Raw genomic sequence first — 16,540 nt, forward strand, 5'->3', positions numbered from 1 at the left:
AGGCGCTCGCGGTGATCGACGCCCGCCGTCGCTCGACCCTCGCGGTCGACAGCGCCGCGTCGTACGTGGCCAGCGCCCTCGCGGGCGACGGTGTGCGCGTCCGGCTCGATGTCGCCGCGCGTCCCGTGACGGAGCAGGACGACGTGATCGCCGAGGTCGTCGCGGCCCCGGGCGCCACGGTGGTCCTGGTCGACCGGCCCGACGCGGAACCGGCACAGCGCGCCCTCGTGGAGCGCACGGCCGCCCGTGACCCGCACGCGGTCGTGGTGAACGTCGGGCTCCCCGCCCGCACGCCGCTTCCCCTGCCGACCGTCGAGGTCGGGGCGGCCAGCAGGCTCGGGGCGCAGACCGCACGGGAGGCACTCCTGGGTCGCTTCCCGCTACGGCAGAGGTCGACCACCGCCGGTTGAGACGGGATCAGCGCATGGACGACGACGTTCTGGCCACGGTGCGGCGCTCCCTGCCCAGGCTGAGCGCGGCCGAGGGCCGCGTGGCCGAGACCATCCTCGGCGACCCCACGCTCGTCGTCGACCTCGCGATCAACGATCTGGCGCAGCTGTGCCGCACGTCGCTGTCCACCGTGGCGCGGTTCGCCCAGTCGCTGGGGTTCAGCGGCTACCGCGAGCTGCGGGTCGCGGTCGCCCGCTCGGTCACGCTCGCCCAGGCGCAGCAGGCGCGCTTCGGGCTGGACACCACCGCGATCGATCCGCACGATGGGCCAGGCGCGATTGCGGCGAAGCTCGCGGCGCAGGAGATCGACGCGATCGAGAAGACCGCCCGTGCGCTCGATGAGGCCGCCCTCGACCGGGTCGCGCGTGCGCTGGTGGCCGCCCGCCACATCGACCTGTTCGGTCAGGCGGCGTCGTCGTTGACGGCGCAGGATCTGCAGTTGAAGCTGTCGCGCATCGGGTGCTCGGTGTCGCACTCCGCCGATCCGCACCTGGCGATCACGACCGCGTCGCTGCGTTCGCCCGAGGACGTCGCGATCGCCTTCTCGCACGGCGGGGAGACGGCCGAGACGGTCAGGGCGCTGGAGGTGACGCGCGACACTGGAGCGCTCGCGGTCGCCGTGACCAGCGATGCGGACTCCCCGCTCGCGGCGGTGGCGGACGTGGTGCTGCTCAGCCAGGCGCAGGAGTCGCCGTATCGCATGGCGGCGATGTCGAGTCGGATCGCACAGCTCGCCCTGATCGACGTGCTGTTCGTGCGCGTGGTGCAGCACCGCGGGGAGCCGGTGGCCGTGTCCCTGCAGCGCACGCACGATGCCGTGCCGCCGCGCCGTCCGCGCCGCGCGTAGGGGGGTGACGGCAGGGAGGCTCAGTCCACGTGGTCGCGGGTGCTGGCGATCGCGCGCGTGGCGATGCGGTGCGCACGGGCCAGGCTGCCGCTGAGCGAGAGCCCGGCGAGCACCCCGGCGAGGAAACCGCCGGCGAACGCGTCTCCCGCGCCGATCGTCTCCACGACGGGCGCGTCGAGGGCGTCGCTCTGCGCGCGATCCCCGCGGTCGAACGCCACGGCGCCGGCCGGGTCGGTCACCACGACGAACCGCGGCTCGGGGAACAGCGCGCGGAGGGCGTCGGGGTCGCTCGTGCCGAACACCGCCGCGGCGTCCGGCCTGGTGCAGAACAGCACGTCGGCGTCGCGGGCGAGTCCGCCCAGCAGGCGCTTCGCGTGGTCTTCCCTCCCGCGCCAGAGCGCCGGACGCCAGTTGAGGTCGAAGCTCAGCAGCGCGTGAGCGGGACGGTGGTCGCGGAACAGCGCATCCTGCGCGGCGGCGGCCGAGTCCGACAGGGCTGGCGTGATGCCCGAGGTGTGCACGAGCGCGGCGCGGGCGAGGAGGGCAGCGGCCGCGGGCGTCTCGAGGGTGCGCGGAGACAGTGCGGCGGCGGCCGACCCTGCCCGGTAGTAGTGCATCGTGCCCTCGACCGTGCCGTCCGGCCGGGGCGACAGCTCCTTGACGTACAGCCCGGTCGGCGCGTCCGCATCGACCTCGATCGCGCTGTCGTCCACGCCGTGGGCGCGGAGCTCGCCCGTCAGGAACCGGCCGAACCCGTCGTCGCCCACGCGCGAGACCACGGCCGTCTCCACTCCCGCCGAGGCGAGCGCGATCGCGGTGTTCCACTCCGCGCCCGCGAGCGACCGGTCGAACGTGCGGCAGATCTCCAGGGCACCGGCGGTGGCCGGGACGAGGGCGACCATGCCCTCGCCGAAGCAGACGGCGAGCGGGGTGGACTCTGGCACGTTCTCGACGGTACCCGATCCCGAGTCCCGCGCGTGTCGATACCGGATCGCAACCTCCGGCTATTTGGCATCCGCGATCCGGCTGGGTACCTTCGAGGAATCACCGTCTCCGGGGCGACGACGCCCCGGGTACGCGCATCGAAGCGCCCGACAGGGAAGGTCACACAATGCACCAGTCAGCCATGCGTCGGCGAGGGATCGTCGCCGTCACCGGAGCGGCCATCGCGGCTCTCGCTCTCGCCGGATGCGTCGCCAGCGAGCGCGGCGACAACGGTTCGGAGGGCTCGGGCGACGTCGACGGCACGTTCGTCTTCGCCGCGTCGTCCGATCCGGCGAGCCTCGACCCCGCGTTCGCGCAGGACGGCGAGACGTTCCGCGTCTCCCGCCAGATCTTCGAGGGTCTGGTGGGCACCGAGCCGGGCACCGCCGACCCCGCGCCGCTGCTGGCGGAGTCGTGGGAGTCGTCCGAGGACGGCATGTCGCACACGTTCCAGCTGAAGGAGGGGGTGACCTTCCAGGACGGCACCCCGTTCAACGCCGAGGCGGTCTGCTACAACTTCGACCGCTGGTACAACTGGACCGGTCTGGCCGCCTCCGAGGCGTTCGGCTACTACTACAACAAGCTCTTCAAGGGCTACGCGTCGAACCCCGCCGACGCCGTCTACAAGTCGTGCACGCCCGACGGCGAGAACTCCGTCACGATCGAGCTGAACAAGCCGTTCGCCGGGTTCATCGCCTCGCTGTCGCTGCCCGCGTTCGGCATGCAGAGCCCGTCCGCGATGCAGGAGTTCGGCGCCGATGAGGTCGGCGGGTCGGCCGAGGCGCCGCAGCTGTCCGAGTACGCGATGGGCCACCCGGTCGGCACGGGCCCCTACCAGTTCGAGGAGTGGGCGCCGGGCGAGCAGGTCACGCTCAAGGCCTACGACGACTACTGGGGCGACGCGGGTCAGGTCGACGAGATCATCTTCCGCACGATCGACGACCCGACGGCCCGCCGCCAGGCGCTCGAGTCCGGCTCGATCGACGGCTACGACCTCGTCGGTCCCGCCGACACCAAGGCGCTCGAGGACGACGGCTTCACGATGGTGTCGCGCCCGCCGTTCACGATCCTGTACCTGGCGTTCAACCAGGCCGTGCCCGAGCTGCAGGACCCGAAGGTGCGCGAGGCCCTCTCGTACGCGGTCGACAAGGACGCGCTGATCAGCCAGGTGCTGCCCGAGGGCACGCAGAAGGCCACGCAGTTCGTGCCCGAGGTCGTCAACGGCTACAACCCCGACGTCACGACCTACGACTACGACCCCGAGAAGGCCAAGGCGCTGCTCGCGGAGGCCGGCTACGACGAGTCGAACCCGCTGAAGCTCACGTTCAACTACCCGGTCAACGTGTCGCGTCCCTACATGCCGGACCCCGAGCAGATCTTCACGGTGCTGTCGTCGCAGCTGTCCGAGGTCGGCGTGGAGACCACCCCCGTGTCGGAGGAGTGGGTCGAGTACCTCGACCGCACGACCGGCACCTCCGACCACGGCATCCACCTGCTGGGCTGGACGGGCGACTACAACGACACCGACAACTTCGTCGGCGTGTTCTTCGGCCAGCAGAGCTCGGAGTGGGGCTTCGACAACCCGGAGCTGTTCCAGAAGCTGACCGAGGCTCGCGGCGTGTCCAACCTGGAGGAGCAGACCGCGCTGTACGAGGACATCAACGAGATGGTGGCGGAGTTCATCCCCGGCGTCCCGCTCGCGCACCCGGCTCCGACGCTCGCGTTCGACCCGCGCGTGAAGAGCTACCCTGCCAGCCCGGTGAACGACGAGGTCTTCACGGACATCGTCCTCACCAAGTAACGGCCTGACCGACCGAGACCCCTTCGTCTCGTCGCTCCGCTCCTCGCTCAGGGACCGGATCGGGAAACCATCCCGGTTCGGTCCCTGAACGAGCGGAGCGAGACGACGGGCCTGATCGACGGAGATCTTCGTGCTGCGCACCATCGGCAGGCGACTGCTGTTCCTCATCCCCACCCTGTTCGGGCTCAGCATCCTGCTGTTCGCCTGGGTCAGGGCCCTTCCCGGCGGCCCCGCGGTCGCCCTCCTCGGCGAGAAGGCCACACCCGAGGCGATCGCCAGGGTCAACGAGCTCTACGGCTTCAACAAGCCGCTCATCGAGCAGTACTTCATCTGGATCACGCGACTGCTGCAGGGCGACTTCGGCACCTCGATCCAGACCAACCGTCCGGTGGTGGAGGAGTTCTTCCGCCGGTTCCCCGCCACGATCGAGCTGAGCGTCATGGCGCTCATCTTCGCGGTGGGCGTCGGCATCCCGCTCGGCTACTGGGCCGCGCGGCGACACGGCAAGTTCACCGATCACGCCTCGGTCGTGCTGAGCCTGATCGGCATCACCATCCCGGTGTTCTTCCTGGCGTTCATCCTCAAGTACGTCTTCGCGGTGCAGCTGGGCTGGCTGCCGTCCGACGGGCGGCAGAACCCGCGGATAGACGCGACGCATCCCACCGGGTTCTACGTGTGGGACGGCATCATCACCGGCGAGTTCGACGCGGCGTGGGACGCCATCCTGCACCTCATCCTCCCGGCGCTCGCGCTCGGCACGATCCCGCTGGCGATCATCGTGCGCATCACGAGGGCGAGCGTGCTCGAGGTGCAGAACGCCGACTACGTGCGCACCGGGCGCGCGAAGGGTGTCGGCTCCTCGACGCTGCGCAGCCGCTTCATCCTGCGCAACGCCATGCTGCCGGTGATCACCACGATCGGTCTGCAGACGGGACTGCTGATCTCGGGGGCGGTGCTCACCGAGACGGTGTTCGCGTTCCCCGGCATCGGCTCGTTCCTCGCGCGGGCCATCTTCACGCGGGACTTCCCCGTGCTCCAGGGATTCATCATCTTCATCGCGATCGCGTACGCGCTGATCAACCTGGCGGTGGACGTCTCCTACAGCTTCATCGATCCGAGAGTGAGGGTGCAGTGATGTCCCTCCTCATCGTCCGAAAGGAGGCGGTCGTATGAGCATCGCCCTCCCACCCGCACAGGGACCCTCCGCCGAGAGCGGGGGGAGCATCGACACCGTCGCGATCGCCCAGGCCGACCTGAAGAACGGCGGCGGCTTCTGGAGCGACGTGTTCCGCCGCCTGCGTCGCAACCCGACCGCATGGATCGGCGCGGTCATCGTGCTCGTCTTCCTGGCGATCGCCCTGCTGGCACCGGTGATCGCCCCGTATCCGGAGACCGCGCTCCCCGGTGCGAAGTTCATCACCCCGACGCACATCCCCGGACCGGGCGAGCTGCCGGAGTTCCCGCTGGGGCTCGACCGCTTCGGCGGCGACGTGCTCTCGAAGCTGATCTGGGGCGCGCAGGCGTCGCTGCTCATCGGTGTCGTCTCGACCGCGATGGGGCTCGTCGGCGGCATGCTGCTCGGGCTCATCGCCGGCACATTCGGCGGCTGGGTCGACACGGTCATCATGCGCGTGGTCGACATCATCCTGTCCGTGCCGAACCTGCTGCTGGCGGTGTCGATCGCGGCGATCCTCGGCCAGACGCCGTTCGCGGTCATGATCGCGATCGGTGCCTCGCAGGTGCCGATCTTCGCGCGGCTGCTGCGGGCGTCGATGCTGCAGCAGCGCTCCAGCGACTACGTGCTCTCGGCGCAGACGCTGGGCCTCGGGCGCGGCCGGATCACGATGTCGCACGTGCTCCCCAATGCGATCGGCCCCGTGATCGTGCAGGGCACGCTGACGCTGGCGACCGCGGTGATCGACGCGGCGGCGCTGTCGTTCCTCGGTCTCGGCGGCGGCCGCCCCGAGACCGCCGAGTGGGGGCGCATGCTCACCTACGCCCAGGCGGAGCTGGCGATCGCGCCGTGGCTGGCGTTCCTGCCCGGCATCTGCATCGCGGTCACCGCGCTCGGCTTCACCCTGCTGGGCGAGGCGCTGCGGGAGGCCATGGACCCGAGGACGAGGGCACGATGAACGCGCGAGACGAGGGCGCCGTGCGCGCCGCGAGGGAGAACCGCATGTCGGACGAGCCGCTGCTGTCGGTCGAGGGACTGGCGGTCGACTTCGCCACCATGGACGGCGTGGTGCACGCGGTCGAGGGCGTCGACCTGGAGATCCGGCCGGGCGAGACGGTCGCGATCGTGGGCGAGTCCGGGTCGGGCAAGTCCACCACCGCGATGGCCATCATCGGGCTGCTCGCCGGGGGCGGGAAGGTCGCGGCGGGCAGTATCCGCCTGGACGGCCGCGAGATCGCGCACGCCTCGGAGAACGAGCTGCGCACGATCCGGGGGCGCGACATCGGCCTGGTCCCGCAGGACCCCATGTCGAACCTCAACCCGGTCGCCAAGATCGGCACGCAGGTCGCAGAGACGCTGCTCGCGCACGGCCTGGCCACGCGGCAGAACGTGCAGGGGAAGGTCGTCGAGGCGCTCACGGCCGCGGGCCTGCCCGACCCGGAGCGCCGCGCGAAGCAGTATCCGCACGAGTTCTCCGGCGGTATGCGCCAGCGCGCGCTGATCGCGATCGGGCTGGCGTGCAAGCCGCGGCTGCTGATCGCCGACGAGCCCACCAGCGCGCTCGACGTCACGGTGCAGCAGACCATCCTCGACCAGATCGGCGAGATGACGCGCGAGCTCGGCACGGCGGTGCTGCTCATCACGCACGACCTCGGTCTCGCGGCCGAGCGGGCGGAGCGGGTCGTGGTGATGCACCGCGGCAAGGTGGTCGAGCAGGGGCCCGCGCGGCAGATCCTGGAGGACCCGCAGCACCCGTACACGCAGTCGCTCGTGAAGGCGGCGCCCTCGGTCGCGGTCGCCCGGCTGCGGCCGGAGGCGTTCGTGCGCGACACGTCCGCCGCGGAGCAGCCCGCGGAGGAGAAGCCGCGCGACCACATCGTCGAGATCGAGAACCTCACGAAGGTGTATCCGGTGCGGGGCAAGCACGAGGACTTCGTGGCCGTCGATGACGTGTCGCTGGCGATCCCGCGGGGCGAGACGGTCGCGATCGTCGGGGAGTCCGGCTCGGGCAAGACGACGACCGCCCGCATGCTGCTCAAGCTGATCGAGCCCACCAGCGGACTCATTCGCTACGAGGGCAAGGACGTCTCGACGCTCAGCAGGGCGGAGACGAAGGAGTTCCGGCAGCGCGTGCAGCCGATCTTCCAGGACCCGTACTCGAGCCTGAACCCGATGTTCACGATCGAGCGTTTGATCGCCGAGCCCCTGGAGTTCTATCGGCGGGGGAGTGGCGCCGACCGTCGCAAGCGCGTGCGGCAGCTGCTCGACGACGTGGCGCTGCCGCAGTCGATGCTGCGCCGCTACCCGTCGGAGCTGTCGGGCGGTCAGCGGCAGCGCGTCGCGATCGCCCGGGCGCTCGCGCTCTCGCCCGACCTCATCGTGTGCGACGAGCCGGTGTCGGCGCTCGACGTGCTGGTGCAGGACCAGATCCTGCGGCTGCTCGGCGACCTGCAGCGGGAGTACGGCCTGAGCTACCTGTTCATCTCGCACGACCTCGCGGTGGTGCGGCTCATCAGCGACTACGTGTGCGTGATGAAGGACGGGAAGCTGGTCGAGGCAGCGACGTCGGAGGAGATCTTCACGAATCCGCGCGACCCCTACACGCGGCGCCTGCTCGCCTCGATCCCGGGCAACGAGCTCGGCATCGCGTCCTGAGACGGGGGAGCGAGCGCCAATACCGCAGGTTCTGAGATTGGTCAAGGACTGTGCTTGCCATGTCGCGGAATCGTGGGTATAGTTGGTAGTTGCGCTCGCTCCTCCCTGCCCTCATATGGTGGTCGGCATCCGTTGAGCTCTCGAGCGCGAACTCCACCTGACGACAAAGGAATCGAGAAGCCCTGCGGGGCTCACGGAGGTTATTCCCTTGGCTGCTGCTCCCAACGCATCCACATCCACCACCACCAAGAACGGACGCGGAGCTTCCCGTCTTTCGTTCGCCAAGATCTCCGACACGCTGACGGTCCCCGACCTTCTCGCTCTGCAGACCGAGTCCTTCGGTTGGCTCGTCGGCAACGACGCCTGGAAGGCGCGCGTGGCCGAGGCGAAGGCCGCCGGTCGCACCGACGTGAACGAGAACAGCGGTCTGGGCGAGATCTTCGAGGAGATCTCCCCGATCGAGGACCTCGGCGAGACGATGCAGCTGTCGTTCACGAACCCGTACCTCGAGCCGGAGAAGTACTCCATCGAGGAGTGCAAGGAGCGTGGCAAGACCTACGCCGCGCCGCTGTACGTCGAGGCCGAGTTCATGAACCACCTCACGGGTGAGATCAAGACGCAGACGGTCTTCATGGGCGACTTCCCCCTGCAGACCGACAAGGGCACGTTCATCATCAACGGCTCCGAGCGCGTCGTCGTTTCGCAGCTCGTCCGCTCGCCCGGTGTCTACTTCGACAAGACGCCCGACAAGACCTCCGACAAGGACATCGTCTCGGCGCGCGTCATCCCGAGCCGCGGTGCCTGGCTCGAGTTCGAGATCGACAAGCGCGACCAGGTGGGCGTGCGCGTCGACCGCAAGCGCAAGCAGTCCGTCACGGTCTTCCTCAAGGCGCTGGGCATGACCAGCGAGGAGATCCTGGCCGAGTTCGCCGGCTACACCTCCATCGAGGAGACGCTCGCGAAGGACACGATCGTCACCAAGGAAGACGCGCTGCGCGACATCTACCGCAAGCTGCGTCCGGGCGAGCAGGTGGCCGCCGAGGCTGCCCGCGCGCTGCTCGACAACTTCTACTTCAACCCGAAGCGCTACGACCTCGCCAAGGTCGGCCGGTACAAGATCAACCACAAGCTGGGTCTCGACACCCCGCTGACGGAGTCGGTGCTGACGGTGCAGGACATCGTCGCGACCATCAAGTACCTGGTGCGTCTGCACGCCGGCACCGAGGAGACCTTCGAGGGCATCCGCGGCGGCAAGAAGACCGAGATCCGTCTCGCGACCGACGACATCGACAACTTCGGCAACCGTCGCATCCGCGCGGTCGGCGAGCTGATCCAGAACCAGGTCCGCACGGGTCTGTCCCGCATGGAGCGCGTCGTCCGCGAGCGCATGACCACGCAGGACATCGAGGCCATCACGCCGCAGACGCTGATCAACGTGCGCCCCGTCGTCGCCGCGATCAAGGAGTTCTTCGGAACCTCGCAGCTGTCGCAGTTCATGGACCAGAACAACCCGCTCGCGGGTCTGACCAACAAGCGCCGCCTCTCGGCCCTCGGCCCCGGTGGTCTGAGCCGCGACCGCGCCGGCGTCGAGGTCCGTGACGTCCACCCCTCGCACTACGGCCGCATGTGCCCGATCGAGACCCCGGAAGGCCCGAACATCGGCCTGATCGGTGCGCTCGCGACCTTCGCGCGCATCAACTCGTTCGGCTTCATCGAGACCCCGTACCGCAAGGTCGTCGACGGTGTCGTGACCGAGCAGATCGACTACCTCACGGCGTCCGAGGAGGTCGACTTCAACATCGCGCAGGCCAACGCGCCGCTCGATGCGAAGGGTCGCTTCCGCGAGAGCCACGTGCTCGCGCGCCCCAAGGGCGGTAGCGGTGAGGTCGACCTGTTCCTGCCGGAGGAGATCGGCTACATCGACGTCTCGCCGCGCCAGATGGTGTCGGTCGCGACCTCGCTCGTGCCCTTCCTCGAGCACGACGACGCGCAGCGCGCGCTCATGGGCGCCAACATGCAGCGCCAGGCCGTGCCGCTGCTGCGCAGCGACTCGCCGCTCGTCGGCACCGGTATGGAGGGTTACACCGCCATCGACGCGGGCGACGTGATCACCGCCGAGAAGGCCGGTGTCGTCTCCGAGGTCTCCGCCGACCGCGTCGTGGTCATGCTCGACGAGGGCGGCACGCAGGAGTACCACCTGCGCAAGTTCGACCGCTCGAACCAGGGCACCTCCTACAACCAGAAGGTCGTCGTGTCGGCCGGTGAGCGCGTCGAGGTCGGCGAGGTCATCGCCGACGGCCCCGCCACCGAGAACGGCGAGCTGGCCCTCGGCAAGAACCTCCTCGTCGCGTTCATGACGTGGGAGGGCTACAACTTCGAGGACGCCATCATCCTGAGCCAGGACCTGGTGAAGGACGACACCCTCTCGTCGATCCACATCGAGGAGTACGAGGTCGACGCCCGCGACACCAAGCTCGGCAAGGAGGAGATCACCCGTGACCTCCCCAACGTCAGCCCCGAGCTGCTGAAGGATCTCGACGAGCGCGGCATCATCCGCATCGGTGCCGAGGTCCGCCCCGGCGACATCCTCGTCGGCAAGGTCACGCCGAAGGGTGAGACCGAGCTGTCGGCCGAGGAGCGCCTGCTCCGCGCGATCTTCAACGAGAAGAGCCGCGAGGTCCGCGACACGTCGCTGAAGGTGCCGCACGGTGAGCAGGGCACGATCATCGCCGTCAAGGAGTTCAACGCCGAGGACGGCGACGACGAGCTCGGCTCCGGCGTGAACCGCCGCGTCGTGGTCTACATCGCCCAGAAGCGCAAGATCACCGAGGGTGACAAGCTCGCCGGCCGTCACGGCAACAAGGGTGTCATCGCGAAGATCCTGCCCGTCGAGGACATGCCGTTCCTCTCGGACGGCACGCCGGTCGACATCGTCCTCAACCCGCTGGGCATCCCGGGTCGAATGAACTTCGGCCAGGTGCTCGAGACCCACCTCGGGTGGATCGCGAAGCAGGGCTGGAAGGTCGAGGGCACCCCGGAGTGGGCCGCCAAGCTGCCGGAGCAGGCCTTCGAGGCCGCCCCCGGCACCAAGGTCGCGACCCCGGTGTTCGACGGCGCCAGCGAGGAGGAGATCGCCGGTCTGCTCGACTCGACGCTCCCGACGCGTGACGGCCTGCGCCTGATCGACTCGAGCGGCAAGACGCAGCTGTTCGACGGCCGCTCCGGCGAGCCGTTCCCGGCGCCGATCTCCGTGGGCTACATGTACATCCTGAAGCTCCACCACCTGGTGGACGACAAGATCCACGCCCGCTCCACCGGTCCGTACTCGATGATCACCCAGCAGCCGCTCGGTGGTAAGGCGCAGTTCGGTGGGCAGCGCTTCGGTGAGATGGAGGTGTGGGCCCTCGAGGCCTACGGCGCCGCGTACGCCCTCCAGGAGCTCCTCACGATCAAGTCCGACGACATCCTCGGCCGCGTCAAGGTGTACGAGGCGATCGTCAAGGGCGAGAACATCCAGGAGCCCGGCATCCCGGAGTCGTTCAAGGTGCTCATGAAGGAGATGCAGTCGCTCTGCCTGAACGTCGAGGTCCTCTCGGCCGACGGCACGCTGGTCAACCTCCGCGACACCGACGACGAGGCGTTCCGCGCCGCAGAGGAACTCGGTATCAACATCTCCAGCCGCTTCGAGGCCGCCTCGATCGACGAGATCTAATCCTTCGGGAGCCGGGGACCGCCGTGTCCCCGGCTCACCGAAGCAGACTTCTCAAACAGAATTTCCGACACAGGAGAACTAGTGCTCGAGTCCACAACCTTCGATGAGCTTCGCATCGGCCTGGCGACCGCAGACCACATCCGCGCGTGGTCCTACGGCGAGGTCAAGAAGCCCGAAACCATCAACTACCGCACCCTCAAGCCGGAGAAGGACGGTCTCTTCGGAGAGCAGATCTTCGGCCCGTCCCGTGACTGGGAGTGCGCCTGCGGCAAGTACAAGCGCGTCCGCTTCAAGGGCATCGTCTGTGAGCGCTGTGGCGTGGAGGTCACCAAGAGCTCCGTCCGCCGTGAGCGCATGGGTCACATCGAGCTCGCCGCTCCCGTCACCCACATCTGGTACTTCAAGGGCGTGCCCTCGCGCCTCGGCTACCTGCTCGACATGGCGCCGAAGGACCTCGAGAAGGTCATCTACTTCGCCGCCTACATGGTCATCTCGGTCGACGAGGATGCTCGTCACCGCGACCTGGGCACGCAGGAGAACAACATCCGCCTCGAGCTGAAGACGCTCGGCGACCGCCGCGACGCCAAGATCGCGGAGCGCCTGGCCAAGCTGGAGGAGGAGCTCGCGGCTCTCGAGGCCGAGGGTGCCAAGGCCGACGCCAAGAAGAAGGTCAAGGACGCCGCCGAGAAGGAGATGTCGCTCATCCGCAAGGGTGCCGACGAGGCGATCCTGAAGCTGGAGCGCGTGTGGGAGGACTTCCGCACGCTCGAGGTCGGTGCCCTGCGCCCGGAGGACGACGTCTTCCACGAGCTGCAGGACCGCTTCGGCCAGTACTTCGAGGCCTACATGGGTGCCGAGGCGATCCAGCGTCGCCTGGCCGCGTTCGACCTGACCGCCGAGGCCGAGAGCCTGCACCTGCAGATCTCGGAGGGCAAGGGCCAGCGCAAGATCCGTGCGATCAAGCGCCTCAAGGTCGTCAACTCGTTCCTCGAGACCGGCATGAGCCCGGCCGCGATGGTGCTCGACGTCGTTCCGGTGATCCCGCCGGAGCTGCGTCCGATGGTGCAGCTCGACGGTGGCCGCTTCGCGACCTCGGACCTGAACGACCTGTACCGCCGCGTGATCAACCGCAACAACCGTCTCCGTCGCCTGATCGACCTCGGCGCCCCCGAGATCATCGTCAACAACGAGAAGCGGATGCTGCAGGAGGCCGTCGACGCGCTGTTCGACAACGGCCGCCGTGGTCGCCCCGTCACCGGTACCGGCAACCGTGCGCTGAAGTCCCTGAGCGACATGCTCAAGGGAAAGCAGGGTCGTTTCCGTCAGAACCTGCTCGGCAAGCGTGTCGACTACTCGGGCCGTTCGGTCATCGTGGTCGGCCCGCAGCTCAAGCTGCACCAGTGCGGTCTGCCCAAGCAGATGGCGCTCGAGCTGTTCAAGCCGTTCGTCATCAAGCGCCTGATCGACCTCGGTCACTCGCAGAACATCAAGGCCGCGAAGCGCGCCGTCGAGCGCACGCGTCCCGAGGTCTGGGACGTGCTCGAGGAGATCATCCGCGAGCGTCCGGTGCTGCTCAACCGTGCACCCACCCTGCACCGTCTGGGCATCCAGGCGTTCGAGCCGCAGCTCGTGGAGGGCAAGGCCATCCAGCTGCACCCGCTCGTCTGCGCGGCGTTCAACGCCGACTTCGACGGTGACCAGATGGCCGTGCACCTGCCGCTGTCGGTCGAGGCTCAGGCCGAGGCCCGCGTGCTGATGCTCGCGTCGAACAACATCCTCAAGCCGTCGGACGGCCGTCCGGTGACCCTGCCCTCGCAGGACATGATCATCGGTCTGCACCACCTGACCACGGTCAAGGCCGGTGCCAAGGGCGAGGGCCGTGCGTTCGGCTCCGTCGGTGAGGCGCAGCTCGCGTACGACGAGGGCACGCTCGACCTGCAGGCGAAGGTCCGCATCCGCATCCCGGGTCTGGCCTTCCTGGAGGGCGAGGCTCCCGAGGGCTACGAGAAGCACGGTCTGGTCGACGCGTCGCTCGGTCAGGCGATCTTCAACGACGCGCTGCCGAAGGGCTACCCCTTCGTCCGCGAGCAGGCCGACAAGGGCAAGCTGTCGCAGATCGTCAACAAGCTGGCCGAGGAGTACCCCAAGGTCGAGACGGCCGCCACGCTGGACCGCATCAAGGATGCCGGTTTCTACTGGGCGACCCGTTCGGGTGTCACCGTCGCGCTGAGCGACATCCTCACCCCGCCGAACAAGGCGGAGATCGTCGCGGGCTACGAGAAGCAGGCCGCGAAGGTCCAGTCACAGTACGAGAAGGGCCTCACGACCGACGCCGAGCGTCGTCAGGAGCTCATCAAGATCTGGACCGAGGCGACCGACGAGGTGCAGGCCGCGATGAAGGCGCACTTCCCGGAGGACAACACCATCAACCGCATGGTGTCCTCGGGCGCCCGCGGTAACTGGCTGCAGATCCGGAACATCGCCGGTATGCGTGGTCTGGTGAACAACCCCAAGGGTGAGATCATCCCGCGTCCGATCATCTCCTCGTACCGCGAGGGTCTGTCGGTGGCGGAGTACTTCATCGCGACGCACGGTACCCGTAAGGGTCTGGCCGACACCGCTCTGCGTACCGCCGACTCGGGTTACCTGACCCGTCGTCTGGTGGACGTCTCGCAGGACGTCATCATCCGCGAAGAGGACTGTGGCACGTCGAAGGGCCTCGAGCTCCCGATCGCCGCGCCGAACTCGCAGGGTGAGCTGGTGCGCGACGCGAACGTCGAGAACTCGGTGTTCGCCCGGACGCTGGCCTCCGACGTCGTGAACGCGGCGGGCGAGGTCCTCGCCTCGGCCGGCGACGACGTGGGCGACGTGCTCATCGACAAGCTGGTCGCTGCGGGTGTCGAGACCATCAAGGTCCGCTCGGTCCTGACCTGCGATTCCGCCGTCGGCGTGTGCGCGCAGTGCTACGGCCGTTCGCTCGCGACCGGCAAGACGGTCGACATCGGCGAGGCCGTCGGCATCATCGCGGCCCAGTCGATCGGTGAGCCCGGTACCCAGCTGACGATGCGTACCTTCCACACCGGTGGTTCCGCGTCGGCCGACGACATCACGCAGGGTCTGCCCCGTGTGCAGGAGCTGTTCGAGGCTCGTACCCCCAAGGGTGCGTCGCCGATCGCCGAGGCCGACGGCCGCATCACGATCGACGAGACCGACAAGGCCAAGAAGGTCATCCTGACGCCCGACAACGGCGACGAGCCCGTCGTCTACCCGGTGCTGAAGCGTGCGACGCTCCTCGTCGAGGACGGCCAGCACGTCTCGGTCGGTCAGCCCCTGCAGGTCGGCACGCTCGACCCCAAGGAGGTCATGCGCGTCATGGGTGCCCGCGAGGTGCAGAAGTACCTCGTCGGCGGCGTGCAGGGCGTGTACCGCTCGCAGGGTGTGCCGATCCACGACAAGCACATCGAGGTCATCGTCCGCCAGATGCTCCGCAAGGTCACCGTTGTCGACCACGCCGACACGACCCTGCTGCCGGGTGAGATGGTCGACCTGAAGCGCTACCAGCAGATCAACCGCGAGGCCGTGGCCGAGGGCAAGCGCCCCGCGTCGGGTCGCCCGGAGCTGATGGGTATCACGAAGGCGTCGCTCGCGACCGAGTCGTGGCTGTCCGCCGCGTCCTTCCAGGAGACGACCCGCGTGCTCACGCAGGCCGCCATGGAGGGCAAGCGCGACCCGCTGGTCGGTCTCAAGGAGAACGTCATCATCGGTAAGCTCATCCCCGCCGGAACCGGTCTCTCGAAGTACCGCGACGTCACGGTCGAGGCCACCGAGGAAGCCAAGAGCGAGCGCTACCCGAACCGGATCTTCGCATCCGACGGCGCGTACGCGGACGGCGACTTCGGCTACGTCGACTTCGACGCGTTCTCGACGGACGACATCACCCCCGGTACCTACAACTGATTGAGGCGAGAGCCGGCGAGCGTGCTCGTCCGGCCGAGTCGATTGAAGCTGTCGAGCGACGTCGTCGCGACACAACTGAGGTGTGACTGAGTGAACGAAGGCCCCGGGCATCGCCCGGGGCCTTCGTCGTCCCTCGTCGCGTTCGGTTGCCCGCTGCGCGGTCTCGCCGAGTGCACGGGGTGTCACCGGGTGCACGGGGTGTTGCCGAGTGCACGGGGTGTCGGCGCGCCCGGGCCGTGCGTTCGGCGAGGTCCCGTGCACTCGCCGCGGGGTCACGGTACTGTCGGCGGGTGAGCTCGAAGTCTTCTGTGGTCGTGATCGGTGATGCCCTGATCGACGAGATCCGCGATGAGTCCGGCGTCCGCGAGTTCGTCGGCGGAGCCGCCCTGAACGTCGCCGTGGGGCTGCGACGGCTCGGCGTACCCACGACGTTGATCGCGATGGTGGGGGACGACGTCGCGGGGTCGCACATCCGCGAGTACCTGGTCGACCACGGTGTGCGGCTGATCGCGAGTCCGGCGCCGCACGGGTCGTCGCGCGCCGTCGTGACGCGATCCGCCGGCGGCGAGCCCGCGTACGTCTTCAACCGTGCCGCCCAGGAGCGCACGATCCGCTACTCGGACGAGGCGGTGGCCGCGATCGCGGACGCCGACCTCGCGGTCGTCAGCTGCTTCCCGTTCGACGCACCCGCCGAGGTCGACGCGCTCGCGGCCGCCCTGGACGGTGCGCGCCTCGCGATCGATCCGAACCCGCGCACGGGCATGCTGAGCGACCGCGACGAGTTCGTGCGCGGCTTCGAGCGTCTGGCCGCGCAGGCCGAGGTCGTGAAGGTCGGCGCCGACGACGCGGCGGTGCTCTACGACGGCGACCTCGACGCGCTGCGCTCCCGTCTCCGGGGGCTCGGCGTGCGCGCGGTGCTGGCCACCGCGGGTGCGGACGGCGCGGTGCTCGAGTCCGACG

Annotated in this window: 9 protein-coding genes and 1 pseudogene; 9 read left to right on the plus strand and 1 reads right to left on the minus strand. The window is 68.7% G+C overall.

The features are described 5' to 3' along the window. Together DW309_RS15975 and DW309_RS15980 are read left to right on the plus strand one after the other, a co-directional pair. Positions 1–410 (plus strand): annotated as a pseudogene (locus DW309_RS15975) (glycoside hydrolase family 3 N-terminal domain-containing protein); the annotation flags it as partial. Between the two features lie 14 nt (positions 411–424). Further along, positions 425–1,297 carry a MurR/RpiR family transcriptional regulator gene (locus DW309_RS15980; protein WP_136032295.1) on the plus strand — a complete coding sequence of 291 codons (873 nt, stop codon included), beginning with the start codon at positions 425–427 and terminating at the stop codon, positions 1,295–1,297. Between the two features lie 20 nt (positions 1,298–1,317). Here DW309_RS15980 and DW309_RS15985 read toward each other — a convergent pair whose 3' ends face one another. After that, positions 1,318–2,241: a sugar kinase gene (locus DW309_RS15985; RefSeq protein WP_136032296.1), complete on the minus strand. Its 924-nt coding sequence runs from the start codon at positions 2,239–2,241 to the stop codon at positions 1,318–1,320. 167 nt (positions 2,242–2,408) lie between these two features. Between DW309_RS15985 and DW309_RS15990 the strand changes: the two genes are divergently transcribed. The 7 genes from DW309_RS15990 to DW309_RS16020 all read left to right on the plus strand — a co-directional run. Next, complete coding sequence (locus DW309_RS15990) at positions 2,409–4,082, plus strand: ABC transporter substrate-binding protein (RefSeq protein WP_136032298.1); 1,674 nt, start codon at positions 2,409–2,411, stop codon at positions 4,080–4,082. A gap of 130 nt (positions 4,083–4,212) precedes the next feature. Then, a complete protein-coding gene (locus DW309_RS15995; RefSeq protein WP_136035908.1) occupies positions 4,213–5,217 on the plus strand; it encodes an ABC transporter permease in 1,005 nt (334 codons plus the stop codon). A gap of 34 nt (positions 5,218–5,251) precedes the next feature. Next, positions 5,252–6,214 carry an ABC transporter permease gene (locus DW309_RS16000; protein WP_136031619.1) on the plus strand — a complete coding sequence of 321 codons (963 nt, stop codon included), beginning with the start codon at positions 5,252–5,254 and terminating at the stop codon, positions 6,212–6,214. Next, positions 6,211–7,911, plus strand: a complete 1,701-nt coding sequence (locus DW309_RS16005) for an ABC transporter ATP-binding protein (protein ID WP_136045923.1) — start codon at positions 6,211–6,213, stop codon at positions 7,909–7,911. The genes DW309_RS16000 and DW309_RS16005 overlap by 4 nt, the downstream gene beginning before the upstream one ends. 208 nt (positions 7,912–8,119) lie before the next feature. Next, a complete protein-coding gene (rpoB, locus tag DW309_RS16010; protein ID WP_136031622.1) occupies positions 8,120–11,623 on the plus strand; it encodes a DNA-directed RNA polymerase subunit beta in 3,504 nt (1,167 codons plus the stop codon). A gap of 81 nt (positions 11,624–11,704) precedes the next feature. Further along, positions 11,705–15,580 (plus strand): DNA-directed RNA polymerase subunit beta', encoded by a 3,876-nt coding sequence (rpoC, locus tag DW309_RS16015; protein ID WP_136045924.1) that lies wholly within the window; start codon positions 11,705–11,707, stop codon positions 15,578–15,580. A 290-nt stretch (positions 15,581–15,870) separates the two neighbouring features. Next, positions 15,871–16,540: PfkB family carbohydrate kinase (locus DW309_RS16020; protein ID WP_136045925.1), on the plus strand; the 670-nt coding region annotated here is incomplete at its 3' end.

It is taken from the genome of Microbacterium sp. K41, assembly GCF_004794395.1.
GTDB lineage: Bacteria > Actinomycetota > Actinomycetes > Actinomycetales > Microbacteriaceae > Microbacterium > Microbacterium sufflavum.

Excerpts from the sequence above, each read along its gene's own strand:
- DW309_RS15980 (WP_136032295.1), top strand. The coding sequence starts at position 425 with ATGGACGACGACGTTCTGGCCACGGTGCGGCGCTCCCTGCCCAGGCTG.
- DW309_RS15990 (WP_136032298.1), top strand. The coding sequence starts at position 2,409 with ATGCACCAGTCAGCCATGCGTCGGCGAGGGATCGTCGCCGTCACCGGA.
- DW309_RS16000 (WP_136031619.1), top strand. The coding sequence starts at position 5,252 with ATGAGCATCGCCCTCCCACCCGCACAGGGACCCTCCGCCGAGAGCGGG.
- DW309_RS16005 (WP_136045923.1), top strand. The coding sequence starts at position 6,211 with ATGAACGCGCGAGACGAGGGCGCCGTGCGCGCCGCGAGGGAGAACCGC.